We start from the raw sequence: 13,391 nt of genomic DNA on the forward strand, positions 1-13,391 counted from the left end.
GAATGGTTTCATCTATATTATGATTTAACCAAGCTTCTTTTGTTTCTATACAAGCTTGCGACCACCCCCACTAAGACAGCGATAAGCAGCTTAAAAAGAAAATTCGTAGTCAAACCTTCTACCACATAGCCCTTTACCATTTGAAAAGTAGTTGCTTCTGGTACCCAATCGATTACATATCCAAAGCTGAAAATACTAGGTAAGGATAAAACGATGTAGAGAATTATGGTGATGATGAAAAAGCTCTTCCAGGACATCAGCCTACCTCCTTTTTGCTACTACAGCATTCTATCTCCAATTATTTCAAAATAGGTAGAAATACTCAATTATTTTTTGAAAATTATGTTAAAGTATGATATTTGTCATTTTTACTTACAAAAAATGCTCCAGATGTCTGGAGCATTTTACGTGCCAATCTCATTGACTGTCATCCATATAATACAGGCATATAGAATTTACTTAGCCACACTCTCATCCAACACCCGCTCAAACATCACCATATCCACCGCCTGAATGCCATTCTCAAAGATTGGTTCCGGATATTTCAAAAAGAAACCCTTCCTTATTTCTGACATCCTAAATCCTGCTTTCTGGTAGAATGCAAGATTGGCGATACTGGAGTTGGAGGTCCCAACAATCATTTTGCGGAAACCTTGCTTTTTAAAAATCTCAAAGGCTTGATTAATAACCTGTTTCCCTAGCCCAAGCCCGCGAAACTCAGGATCTAACGCTATATTTTTCAGCTCCATTACATCCTCGGACTCTTCCACAAACAAGGCTACCCCTACCACCGAACCACCGCCACCAACAATCGCGAACATTTGACCATTTGTAATATACTCTTTCACCACGCTCTCGCTCTCATCCGCCATTACCAAATAAGGCAGAAATCTCAATCGATCCGAACTTCCCACCAACTCTAGTCGAACACTCATCTCTCCCATAACTTTACCTCCTAAACCCACCTTCTGAGTGAATAATCTGTCCTGTCACCCATTCTGCTTCTTCACTGACAAGAAACTTTATGGTCCGCGCCACGTCACTTGGCAACCCTACCCGTCCGGAAGGGAACATACCAGAAAGACCTGACTTTAATTCCTCTGTCATCCACCCCGTATCGGTCGGTCCTGGATTAATGGCATTGACCGTGATTCCAAGCTTGCCAACCTCGGCCGCTAACGTAATGGTCATAGCATCAATTGCCCCTTTAGTCGTTGCATAAGAAAGCTCGCCTGGCATCGGTCCTCGGGATTGACCCGATGTGAGATTAACAATCCGCCCGCCGCTCCCAAAGGTGAACCGCTGAGCAAACCTGCTGCTTAATAGAGTGGTAGCCCGAATGTTAACGAGATAATGCCTATCCAGAGCTTCTGCTGTTATCGTGCTATAGTCATCGTTGGTTGAGTAGGCTGCGTTATTTACCAGAATACTAGGCTCACCAAGGTCCTCTCTCACTTGTTGAAACAACACATCAGCAGCTTCCACACTTGTAAGGTCAAGCTCCATCAAGCCCACTGGAACACCGAATCCTTCCAACTCTTCTTTTAAAAGTTGTGGTTCACCAGCTTCAGAGCCCCATGGCATTTCTTTATCATAAGGTGTCCAATACGTAAAAAACACAGGATGCCCCGCTCTTGCCAACTCCCTGCACACCGCTGCTCCAATTCCTTGTAAACGGCTTGCGCCAGTAACGACTGCGATTCTATTCATAAAATTCACCCTCCTAGTGTTAGGGGATATTCAGGTGTGGTCGAAAGAGATGTTTTCTCCCATAAAAAAAACAGGTGCACCAAAGGCACCTGTTTCTAGTGGGGCAATCGATCTCCACAACATGTGTATCCCTTTAATGAAATGATGGACGGACAGACTAATTCCTTAGTCGGAACTGCTGACCCTATCCAATTGCTCCGTTTTCATTAAAGGTTATTCCACATTGTTAGGCTTTTGATTCCCCTTCCGTACATCTCTTTCCTTTATGGTAAGAATTTGAAAAGGATCTGTCAAGGATTTCATCTATGATAACGTTAGGAGCCTTATAAGTAGTGTCATAGAGGTGAGGAGCGTTTTCTTTTTTATTTTCCAGTTGTTGAAGAAGTTCCAAGGAGCGAGGTATCAGTTCGGTGTCTCCGCGTTTGGTTATCCTCTTTACCAGCACGTCAGGGTCAGCACGCAGAACATAATAATGAAGCGTAAATTCCAATCCTGTCTGGCCCAGTTCCTGGCAAAACCATTCCAATTCTTCCTCTACCACATAATCAATCACTACATCATAGCCATTCTGCAGATAGGTCTTCGTCAGGTTGCTCAAGTTCTGCCAGACGATGGATAACTTTTCATCCCAAGGCGGCTGTACTTCTCCCACAAACATAGCACTAATCAAGTCACCCTCAACCAGTACCGTCTTCGATAGCTTCCTTGCAAGTCCCTTTGTAATGGTCGATTTTCCAACACCGCACGGTCCAGAAATGACATATACGTTCCTCATCATGTCTACTCCATCGTCCCGTCATCAAAAAAGCGTTTCTCGCACCTTGGACATACATAAGCATAGGATAGCTCGATTTCTTTCTCATACCTTAGCGGAAGCCGCCTCTTACAATTCGGGCATCTCCAGAAAATGAAAGATACGACAATAAATATTAAAAGAAGAATAATAGTTAAAGAAAGCAACCAAACGCTTTCTAAAAATTCACCTATAAAACCGAAAAAAACCGCAACAAACAACATCCATACAATCGCATTTCTAATTTTCAATGGATTGAGGTACTTCCTCATCATGGCGACCACCCCTTTATATGATATACGATTTACTCGCTTAGAGGTTCCAGACTTTTTAAGGGGGGGCTTACATTCGTTATTTCGATTAAAGACGTAATCTACCACTTGATGTTGCCATACATTGAAGTCCTCTTTCCAAAATAATTCCATTGATAACGCCACTTTTGCCACAGGGAGTACGGTGGTCACAATAAATTCTACTTTTTCAAATCTTTTCCCTGTCTATGAATACTTTGAATACATTAATCTTTTCAAAGGCGCGTCCAACCTGCGTTTTTTCCCTCGGTGCTTCATTAGATGTTCTCCGCTCCTAATGACAATGAATTTCATATCACTGCTCGCCTTCCAGGAATAGTTTATTCCAGCTGGAATCGTTACGCTGCTTCCAATGCTTACTTTCGTGAATTCATCATTCAGGACCAGTGTTCCTTCGCCTTCGGTTACCGTCCACACTTCCTGGTTCCCTTTCCCCTGATCATACAGATTCCCTCCAGCGGACAAATGGATTTTTTCCGTAAGGGTTTCTGCCCCTTCTTCCTTTTTGCTATACTCAAGTACTCTGCTCCATCCCCACCAATATTCTTCATACATTGGACCCTCCTGAAAATGGGAAACATACTCCTTGATTTTGTGACTGCTCTTTTTATCCGTCACAAGCATCCCATCCGGGCTTGCAGCTACCACAATATCCTCCACTCCAATCAATATGATTGGGATTTCCAATTCATTTACGATACAAGAGTTCTTTACCTCGTTACTAATGACTCCACTTCCAATTACCGGGGTTTCCATTTCATCAGTCAAGGTATTCCATGTACCAAGATCTTTCCAGTAGCCTGAATACGGAATTGCTATGATGTTGCTCGCCTTCTCGACTACTTCATAATCAAAGCTGTTGGGTTGGAGCTGACTATAATACTTTTGAAGGGCATCGTACTGGGTAGGGATATTTTTACGTTTGAGCAGTTGAATAATATATTCCAGTCGAAAACTAAATACTCCACAATTCCAAAGTGCCTGTTGATGAATCAGCTTCTTTGCTGTTGTCTCATTCGGTTTTTCACAAAACTTGCTTACCTTAATAAAATCTCCATGAGTTTTACTTCCAGGAACAATATACCCATACTTTTCAGACGGGTAGGTTGGCGTTACACCTAGAAGGGCTAGATCTGCCCCACTCTTTTGCAGACCACTTTCGAGCTCCTGTATGTTTTCAAAAAAGTAATCTTCGACAAATGGATCAACAGGCAGCACTCCTATGACTTCATCTAAATCGCATCCTTCCACCGAATAAAGATATACGGCTGTTAATGCGATTGCAGGAAACGTATCCTTCCGCTCTGGTTCGACCACCACAGGAATATTAGAACCAAGCTGGTTATAGAGCATTTCCACTTGTGAACTGCTCGTTGCGACAATCGCTTTATCAGTCAGATTAAATTTTCTAAGTTGCCGCCAGACACGTTGGACCATTGATTCCATAATTCCATTTTCATTTTTAAGGACTTTAAGAAATTGTTTGGACCTTGCATCGTTGGAAAGCGGCCAAAGCCGCTTCCCTGATCCTCCTGATAACAATACTACACGCATGTAAACACCCTCTTTCCCTATTGAACGAGCACTTTTTCCGATATTTCAGGGTTTCCTTGAACAACGGTACCCTTCCAGGTTCTCATTAGTCTTAAACAGTTCTCTTCCCACGAGTAATGGTTATGGACAAAAGCTTGGCCTTTACTAGCATAGTGTTTTTGTAATTCGGGGCTTTCAATGAGGTCTTTAACAGCTGCAAGCATTTCTTTAACATTTCCTGTACAAATCAGCTCATCTCCCCGCCTTCCAGCAATCCCTTGCAAAGCTATTGGGGAAGCGATGGTCGGAAGTCCGCACGCCATCGCCTCCAAAATTTTATTTTGCATTCCTGTACCTGATTTCATTGGATAAATACCTATCTGCGCCTGTAGTAACTGACTGCATATATCTTCAACAAACCCAGTAACAACTACATTTTCTTTACCATGCAAAGCTGTCACTTTCTTAACTGGATCCTTTCCTACAATATAAAATTTGTACTCCGGGTAGGCACGATGAATGTGTGGCCAAACATCTTTAACAAAATCAACCACAGCTTCGACATTTGGATAGTATTGCATGTTTCCGTGAAAGAGGATGATTTTTTCCTTTGTGATGGTAGGATAGTGGGACAGATGCTGTTTTGTGATGAAAGTTCCATTTGGATTTACGATAATTTTGTTGTTATTTAAGGTTTTTTTATCACTTTCAGATACAATCATTGCCTGTTCAAATTTTTCTAATATCACTTTCTCATATCGTTTCATCAGTCGTGACTCCAGCAGAAATAATGGCTTTAGCCAAGCACTCTCATTTTTAGCACGACGTTCCATATTGAGTGACAAAGCATCAATCATATCGATACATTTCGGGGCATTGGTATGGATAAAATATTCGGCAATCCTAGCAGTCTGCATGTGAATAATTGCTGGGTTAATCCTTTTATAAATATCCATCATGCTTTCTTTTATTTTGGGGTGAAAATATAGGTTGACTTGAATTGGTTTAAAGTTAAAAATTGTTTTTAATGATCGGAGCAGATTTTGTAGTGGATGGACAGTAAATAAGATGACTTCTTTACAGTGAGGAGCAAGTTTTTCCCTAATGAACTCCCCTTCTTTCTTTGACTTTACGAAGGTAAGCAGGTGAACATGGCAACCATTTGCTTTCAATTGTTTGATTTGCTCCCAAGCAATTAACTGGTCCCCTTTATGTGGCGGGTACGGTGGTCTCGCAGTAATATACATCACGTCCATTTATATCCCTCCTAATATTACCTGGCATTCACATGTTATTACGACTTTAAAAATTACAAAAAGGATTTTATTATCGAGGAAGAAACCCCTATTCTTTGGGAGTTCAACTAGTCAATCCAGGCTTGATAGTACGACAAACCGTTTCACATAACCTCTTAACCATGAGGTATGAAGAAGATGACAAAGTTTCGTTTTCTATAATGAACAAGTGTTTTTTCATGGAATCTTCCCCAGCTCCTTTAAATCATCTACTTTTACCTATAACAAACTGTATAAAACCCACCATTTATAGTTCATTATTAAGAACAACAACTTACAAGTATAGTAACAGATTTCCTGTTCATTAGAAATAGTTTTACAAAACTTTTTTTCTCAAGCCGACATTTAAATGTTATCTACTATTTAAAATACAACCTCAAAAAAGTCATGACTAGGGATTCAAGTGAATCCAATAAAATTATGCTCGAGGCAGAATATACAGGAACAATGCCGTTTAAAAATGAGTATCAGCATATATCTATTTTTTTCACTCTTTGTAGTTTTCAAGAATAAGATAGTACAAGCATTACACTTAGTGTTTTAATTGCTTTGTATCTTCTTGGTGTGATGCTATACAAAGGGAAAGAGGGACAAATGATGAATGAAGACATCTATGTAGAAAATTTCAGTGGTGCGAATGACTCCATAAAAATTCAAGCTGCCATTGACTATGCGAGAACCAAAAAAGGAAAGACTGTTAAGTTGGGGAATAAAGATTATTTAATTACAAAACCCATCATTATTATGCAAGGCGTCAAATTACTGTTTGATTATGGAACGCGATTTATTGTAAAGGGGAATTTCAGGGTATTGGAAATACAAAAAAACGCCTCTCTGGAAGGGGCTTATATTGCAATAGATGACCCGGCTTTTAATTCAGAGGTTATTTATTTAAATGGTAAATATAAATATTACAATACATGGCATCGAACACAAATAAGAGATATAAATATTGTCAACTGGCACAGTAGTCACAAAGGTATCGGCTTATCACTATTTTCCGGCGGTGCAGGACATGAAATTTCTTTTGTTAATTTTGAAAATATCAAAATTGCCGGAATGAGAATTGGTATAAAATTGGTTGCCAGCCGTCCATCTTCTGGGTTTGCCTGGATCAATGCGAACCGATTTCTTAGCGTGTCACTTGATGATTGTATTGAAATGATCACCATGTCCAGCAGCTCAACAGTTCCAAATGAAATTAGTGGGAATCAATTTAAAGATCTCCAAATTCAGCCTACATCCATTACAACAAAAGTTTTGAAGGTTAGCGGTCAATTCAACTATTTTAATGGAATGATTTGGGATGTGTCATCTATCCCGCAGAACCGCCCTGTGATTGAACTAACCGCCAACAGTATGGATACCACCCTCCATATTCCCTCTGTACCTAACAACAGAATTATTAATAATGGGCAGCGGAATAAAGTTAATCTTTAAGTAGAATAAACGGATGCAGAGTGGCGGTTCTCCATTTTCTCTAAGGCATATTGAACCGATTTTGTTATTTCTTCTTTGGGATTGCATAGGGTTCAATAGAATAATCTTTTACTCTGCCAAATAAGCTCCCTCCTTGTTACTCCTGATTACCTCTTACCCAAACGTGAATGTCTTTTATCCGCTGCATTCAAAATAAATGCAATAGAAAAAAAGCTGATGAAAGCTCCTATAGAAATCACTATCCAATTGGGTATTTCAGGAAATGAATCTGATAATAGAAATAATAATGGAGTGATTAGCACTAAGGTTAATCCTATAAAGAATGACTTTTTCTCCGGTACTGTTTTGATTTTATCTAACATGTTTTCACCTTTTCCATTAAGTTTGGCAGATTTCTTCTAAAAACACTTACATCCCTATACCTGCACAATTCCTTCTTCCACACCGTACAAGATAAGGCCTTCATAGGGATCTCCACTGATGTCCAAGAGCTTACAAAATACCGGTTCCGTTTTATATCCTAGCTTTTTTAGGCTAATCACTTTTTCTCTTAACTCTGGATTTCTTCGCAACAATTCATATTCAATTTTCATATGCAGGTATGCAAACTGCTTATGGACAGGCTGAGCTTGACCGAACAATTCAAACTCGAAATCATGAAAAGTAAAGTTTGCTTTCACGACTTCTTTCCCACGGATTGTTTTTCTTATCAAAGAGAAATTTTCTTTATCAGCGTAAAGAGCATGTAATTTGCTTGCAAAAGAATCTAATTCCGTTACTTCCATGATAATGTCTAAATCAGATCCCTTGATATCAATATTAATAGGGAAGGTTCCACATAGGACTGGGTTATAATTGTTCAAATCTTCTAAGATCTTTAATTCATTAATAGCTGCATATGCCTTCATTTGCTGTATATTACCTGTCTTCATTTGCTCGAAAAGATTATTCAAGTAACCACTCTCCTGAATCATAAAAATCTAGCGCTATCCATATTTCTTGAATAGCGCCAGAAAGATTTTGTAAATATTTAATGAAACTTGGCAAACGCCACTAAGGTTCCCTTGTCACATGATTCGAAGCCGTTTTTCTCATAAAAATGCCTTACATCAGGGGCTTCATCTGTTAATAGAACTTTTTGCCGAACATGTTTGTATTTCTCTAGAATCTCTTGCACTAATTGAGTAGCAATTCCTTGATTATGATAAGTATTCAATACCAGAATGTCTTGAATATAGATAATGGTTAACCCGTCCCCAACTACACGAATCAATCCCACTAATTCGTTCCCATTCCATGCAGAAATAACTTCCAATGACTGATAGATTGCTTGTTGAAGGACCTCTAAATCCTTGGTATATGCATACCACCCTACATTGTTATATAGCTTCTCTAATTGTACAAGATTAATATTTTTATCTATTCTAAACTTAATTTCCATTCCGTTTTTCCTCCTCAAAATTATTTTTTTGAAGAGTTCTTCCACCTCTTAACCAATATCATAAACCTCCAATGCTTGCTTTAACCGTATACATTGTTCATTCAACTTTATGCAGCAAACACCTTCTTAAATTTCTAAAATCCTGATGAAGACATTTCCTCTTCATTTTTTCCTGCTAGAGGACCGATGAAGACCTCTCCACTCCGTTTTTCTTGCCTGAGAGGTCTTCATAACACTGATGAAGACCTGGCCTCGCTGTTTTTCTTGCCTGTGAGGTCTTCATAACACCGATGAAGACTTCACCCATCTGTTTTTCTTGCCTGTGAAGTCTTCATAACACCGATGAAGACCTGGCCTCGCTGTTTTTCTTGCCTGAGAGGTCTTCATAACACTGATGAAGAGCTGGCCCACCCGTTTTTCTTGCCTGTGAAGTCTTCATAACACCGATGAAGACCTCACCCACCCGTTTTTCTTGCCTGTGAAGTCTTCATAACACCGATGAAGACCTCTCCCACCCGTTTTTCTTGCCTGTGAAGTCTTCATAACACCGATGAAGACCTGGCCTCGCTGTTTTTCTTGCCTGTGAAGTCTTCATAACACTGATGAAGACCTAGCCTCGCTGTTTTTCTTGCCTGTGAAGTCTTCATAACACCGATGAAGACCTCACCCACCCGTTTTTCTTTCCTGTGAAGTCTTCATAACACCGATGAAGACTTCATCCATCCGTTTTTCCAGTTTGTGAGGTCTTCATAAATATAAAAATCTAATTAATCCTCTTTCAAACTATCCAACAACACGTATCCAAAAACCAACCCAGCTAAGGTGGAAAGATCTAAATGTATGATGTCCATCACAAACGGAATGTACATAATTAGGTTAGATAGTAAAAGAACAGGAATAAAAGATACATAAAGAGTAGGAATTCCAACCGCAAGTAGTTTCATCCAATTCACTGACCATGTTTTTTCCTGTTTTATCTCTTTTAATAATTTGGGCAAGCGCAGGAGTATTCCGATCAAGATTGGGAATAACGTTGCAAATATCACTTGCGGCCAAAAATTATAGTTCATTTGCGCTTTATTCAGTAAATATAGCTCATACCTAGAGCCTGCATAGTATATAAACCCGATAACCACAGTCCAGACAAAATACCATAAAAATTTTCTCATCATTAACCTCCTGTAATTTGCTGGGGATGTTTAGTAATTATACGGAGGTTTAGCAAAAAAGTTTCACGATGCGCACATAAAAAAGCACAACCATCGTTTCATGGTCGTGCTCTAGAAAAATATTTATTAGTTTAAACTTCCACCCGCATTCAGGTAACGTGCATTAAATTCTTGGACAAATTGATTAACTATTGCAGTATCATGAATGATTAGCATGTTTTCATCATTGACATCATTTCCGTTGTTACTCCAGTTGGTGGAACCGACTACTACCGTTGGATCACTTGTTGTATCTGCATCGATTAGCATCGTTTTGCTGTGAAGCTTTCGGTCTTCATTACCTTGATATACTGGTGCTGGATTAGCCCAACGAGTGTTCGGATTATCCACACTTGTTTGACTAGCAGTACGGCCTGTCATATCTACACTAGCACTCCACCATTGATTCCAGAAGCTAGAATCGAATAATCCTTTCACATCGAATCCAGTTAACGTTCCTTCTAAGTCATTGTAAGAACCTTCATATTTATTTTTCAGTTCGTCTACAAGTCCTTGGTCACTCCAAGCGAAAATAGTGAAATAGGTGTTGATGTCTGCTTCATTTTTGACTAATTCTCTCATACGGCCAAGTGCATCATCTCCGGTAGAAAAATAAACTTCTACCGTTTTTCCGCCGACATTAAACAAGTGTTGAGTATTGTCTGTTTTTCCTGTTCCAAAATTAGAGACCATAGGATCAGGAGTCAATGTATTGCTTCCCCACATTTCGTTAAACTCTGTTTCATAGGCATTGGCAACTTCAGGGGCATGAAGTTCAACTACGTGCTGTTGATTTCCACCCAACACACCGTTTGCCATATTCTCTTCCGAACCATATAATCCAGTGATCGTGAAATTCCAACTGCCTGTAAATACCCATTTATCATCTACTACAGCAAATTTATTGTGCATTTGGACACTTGGGGAGTAATAAGTGCCATCTGTCTTTTGTTCAGCGTCAACAAATAAGTAGCCAGTTTGACTTGTGCTTCCAATGGTGTACGTGCCATAGGCGAAATCGTTTGGAACAGGAGGTAATCCGTGATTCTCTCTCAATGTTGTATCTTCTACTGCTAACATGGCAGAGTCAGAGAAAACGTGAATATCGTCATTTGTACCAACGATATTATCTTTTCCCCTAACCATTTCCTCTATATATAATCTCATGGTAGTAAAACGTTCCGCATAGTGAGGGTCTGTAGCATCCTTCGCATCCGCAAGCACGCGTACCTCTACCCCTTGTGCTGCTTTATTGATTAATGTATCCACCACTCGCGGTAAATTGATTTCATAAGTAGCAAAATCAATACTGGTTGTCGCTTGGTTTAACCTTTCAATTAAACGATCTTCAAGGTTTACGTTATAGTTAGCAGCATTGCCTGTTGTGGCATAATCAGTCATTGCACATTTATTGAAGTAGACATTAATGGCAAATAGTTCACTTGATACGTTGTTTAAATGCTCGGTTGTATCTCCGCAAATATTACCACCAGTTGTCCCCCCGTTAGATCCACCACTAGTTACTGTCGAGCTGTTAGAAGGGGTTCCATATCCCCCATCATACACTGCTGTGGCCGTTCCCCAACTTCCAGCAACCGTTCCTGAACCATTCGGGTCTATTCTTTCCATCGTAGCCTTGGATGTGTTATCCCCCCCATACCAAGCATCGACAGAATCTACTAAAACACCATTAGCATCTCGTAACTCTAGTATCTCATTGCTATTTCCAAGTGAACCGCTGAATAATAGGTCAGCCGCTACCCCTACTACAGAATCATCATCTGTCTTTTCCAACAAAAAGAATCCGTTTGCAGGGATTTGTCCCGTTAAGTTAATAGAAGGAGACCCATCTTGTGCATTTAAAGACCAGCCTGTTAAGTCAATAGGCTCATTTGTGTTGTTATGTAATTCCATCCATTCATCGGTGTAACTGTAGGACGTTCCCATCCAAGCAATTTCATTTATCACTACGCTGTTAGTGGTTGTAGCATATACGTTCTCTTCCTTTTCAAAAATAGGGACAAAAAACGAGAATATGAGGGCAAAAACCAATGATAGGTTTAAAGACCTTTTCATTCTTAACAACTCCTTTTTTAAATTTAAAATAAATACTATACTAGTATAGAGGAGATTTACCGTATATTTGTTAAGATAGTATTATTTATCTGTAAATATTCTAGAATAAAAGACAAGAGGCATTGATCATCTATCAATGCCTCAACAAATAGATACGAAGTATTACGATTACCTTAATCTATTCTTCTATAGCTTTTTCTTTAGTCTTCGTCATCGTCATCGTCATCGTCTTCATCTTCATCATCGTCATCGTCGTCGTCGTCGTCGTCTTCATCATCTTCATCTTCGTTTTCGTCTTCGTCTTCGTCATCTTCCTTAGATTTCTCACGCTTGCGCTTTTCTTTCTCTTCCGCTTCCTCACGTTTGCGCTCTTCTTCCTCTTCCGCTCTCTCACGCTTGTGTTCTTCTTCTTGCTCTGCCTTCTCACGCTTACGCTCTTCTTCTTCCTCTGCTATCTCACGCTTGCGCTCTTTTTCTTCCTCTGCCTTCTCACGCTTGCGCTCTTCTTCTTTCTCTTCCGCTTTCTCACGCTTGCGATTCTCTTCTTTATCTTTTTTCTTGTCTACAGCTTTGTTATTTTCTTTTACGCTAGGAACAGTTGCTTTTTCTTCACTGTCCTCTTCCGCATCTTTATTTTCTGTTTGACTGTCCTCTTCTATATCTTCATTTTCTGTTTCTTCGTTCTCTTCGCTATCTTCTTTTGGAGAATGATCTTCGCTATCTTCTTCTGAATCTTTCTCTTTTTTCTTTATTTCTTTTTTCAATTCCGAAGGGTCGAAGCCCAATTCTTTTGCTATTTCCCCAAAGCCTTTATTTTCGTCAGCAAATAAAGCCGCCACTTCCTCTACTGTTTTTCCTGATTTTTCAGCGAGGAGAAACACTTGTGCAATTTGACCGAAGCCTAGTCCCTGTTCCCTTAGTTCGGTAACTTTCTCTTCGGATAGGCCTTTTACAATAGTCGGCAGCTGTTTAATGATTGCTGTTCTTTCTTTTAATTCTTCCTTTGTTTCGTCTTCCAATTTTTCTTCTAATTCCTCATCAACTTCTGTAGCTTCTTCCATTTCATGGTGAAGCTCATTCAACTCTTCCTCTTCCATCTCTTCATTCAAGAACAGTTCTGATAGAATCTCTTCCGCTAACTCAAGTTTATCTATGTAGTCCTTCACTGTTTCATTTATGAACTCTTCTTTCTCTTCTGCATTCATTTCCTTTGCTTCTGCCATACGTTCTTTAGCAAAGTTCAACAATAGCTCTAATTCCTTTGTATCTTTCACTGTAATGAACAGCTGCAGCTCCTCCAGGATTTGATCTACCGAATACAAGACGTGATCTGGGGTAATACCTCCCTCCACATCCTCCGTTGCTGCTGAAGCAGTAGTTCCGAATGCTAGAAAACTTGAAAATAAAACTGGAATAATCACTCTTCTTTTCATGAAAGTTCCTCCTAAATTTTTTTAGAATCAGACGATAGAAAATAGAATGACAAATTATTCATTTTCGGCAGCTGGCTGACTCCTTGAGTCCCTATAGCTTTGCGTCCCTATATTACTACAGGTTTGCCTTTATCGAGTTTGATTCCACGCC

General features: G+C 39.6%; 13 protein-coding genes and 1 riboswitch. Of the genes, 1 reads left to right on the forward strand and 12 read right to left on the reverse strand.

Going from position 1 to position 13,391, the window contains the following annotated elements:
• Positions 1-17 precede the first annotated feature (17 nt).
• The 6 genes from HC179_RS17810 to HC179_RS17835 all read right to left on the reverse strand — a co-directional run bounded on the left by HC179_RS17810 (position 18) and on the right by HC179_RS17835 (position 5,603).
• Positions 18-257 (reverse strand): hypothetical protein, encoded by a 240-nt coding sequence (locus HC179_RS17810; RefSeq protein WP_168865534.1) that lies wholly within the window; start codon positions 255-257, stop codon positions 18-20.
• A gap of 198 nt (positions 258-455) precedes the next feature.
• Positions 456-944 carry a GNAT family N-acetyltransferase gene (locus HC179_RS17815; protein WP_168865535.1) on the reverse strand — a complete coding sequence of 163 codons (489 nt, stop codon included), beginning with the start codon at positions 942-944 and terminating at the stop codon, positions 456-458.
• Positions 945-948: 4 nt separating this feature from the next.
• Positions 949-1,710, reverse strand: coding sequence for an SDR family oxidoreductase (locus HC179_RS17820; protein WP_168865536.1), 762 nt, complete (start codon positions 1,708-1,710; stop codon positions 949-951).
• A 226-nt stretch (positions 1,711-1,936) separates the two neighbouring features.
• A complete protein-coding gene (locus tag HC179_RS17825; protein ID WP_168865537.1) occupies positions 1,937-2,488 on the reverse strand; it encodes a P-loop nucleotide/nucleoside kinase family protein in 552 nt (183 codons plus the stop codon).
• A 512-nt stretch (positions 2,489-3,000) separates the two neighbouring features.
• Complete coding sequence (locus HC179_RS17830) at positions 3,001-4,368, reverse strand: sugar phosphate nucleotidyltransferase (RefSeq protein WP_168865538.1); 1,368 nt, start codon at positions 4,366-4,368, stop codon at positions 3,001-3,003.
• Between the two features lie 17 nt (positions 4,369-4,385).
• On the reverse strand, positions 4,386-5,603 hold the full coding sequence (locus HC179_RS17835; protein ID WP_168865539.1) for a glycosyltransferase: 1,218 nt from the start codon (positions 5,601-5,603) through the stop codon (positions 4,386-4,388).
• Positions 5,604-6,167: 564 nt separating this feature from the next.
• Here HC179_RS17835 and HC179_RS17840 point away from each other — a divergent pair.
• Complete coding sequence (locus tag HC179_RS17840) at positions 6,168-7,082, forward strand: hypothetical protein (RefSeq protein WP_168865639.1); 915 nt, start codon at positions 6,168-6,170, stop codon at positions 7,080-7,082.
• Positions 7,083-7,228: 146 nt separating this feature from the next.
• Here HC179_RS17840 and HC179_RS17845 read toward each other — a convergent pair whose 3' ends face one another.
• From HC179_RS17845 to HC179_RS17870, 6 genes are all read right to left on the reverse strand, one after another.
• Positions 7,229-7,444 (reverse strand): hypothetical protein, encoded by a 216-nt coding sequence (locus HC179_RS17845; RefSeq protein ID WP_168865540.1) that lies wholly within the window; start codon positions 7,442-7,444, stop codon positions 7,229-7,231.
• Positions 7,445-7,498: 54 nt separating this feature from the next.
• Positions 7,499-8,014 (reverse strand): DUF4269 domain-containing protein, encoded by a 516-nt coding sequence (locus tag HC179_RS17850; protein ID WP_168865640.1) that lies wholly within the window; start codon positions 8,012-8,014, stop codon positions 7,499-7,501.
• 98 nt (positions 8,015-8,112) lie between these two features.
• Positions 8,113-8,523, reverse strand: a complete 411-nt coding sequence (locus HC179_RS17855; RefSeq protein WP_168865541.1) for a GNAT family N-acetyltransferase — start codon at positions 8,521-8,523, stop codon at positions 8,113-8,115.
• A gap of 767 nt (positions 8,524-9,290) precedes the next feature.
• Positions 9,291-9,695 carry a hypothetical protein gene (locus tag HC179_RS17860; protein ID WP_240948573.1) on the reverse strand — a complete coding sequence of 135 codons (405 nt, stop codon included), beginning with the start codon at positions 9,693-9,695 and terminating at the stop codon, positions 9,291-9,293.
• A 123-nt stretch (positions 9,696-9,818) separates the two neighbouring features.
• A complete protein-coding gene (locus tag HC179_RS17865; protein WP_168865542.1) occupies positions 9,819-11,807 on the reverse strand; it encodes a phospholipase D-like domain-containing protein in 1,989 nt (662 codons plus the stop codon).
• A gap of 200 nt (positions 11,808-12,007) precedes the next feature.
• Positions 12,008-13,240 carry a DUF5667 domain-containing protein gene (locus tag HC179_RS17870; protein ID WP_168865543.1) on the reverse strand — a complete coding sequence of 411 codons (1,233 nt, stop codon included), beginning with the start codon at positions 13,238-13,240 and terminating at the stop codon, positions 12,008-12,010.
• A 63-nt stretch (positions 13,241-13,303) separates the two neighbouring features.
• Positions 13,304-13,378: riboswitch (cyclic di-GMP riboswitch) on the reverse strand.
• Positions 13,379-13,391 lie beyond the last annotated feature (13 nt).

Origin of the sequence: Bacillus sp. RO1, assembly GCF_012524115.1 — a bacterium.
Lineage (GTDB): Bacteria > Bacillota > Bacilli > Bacillales > Bacillaceae_I > Sutcliffiella_A.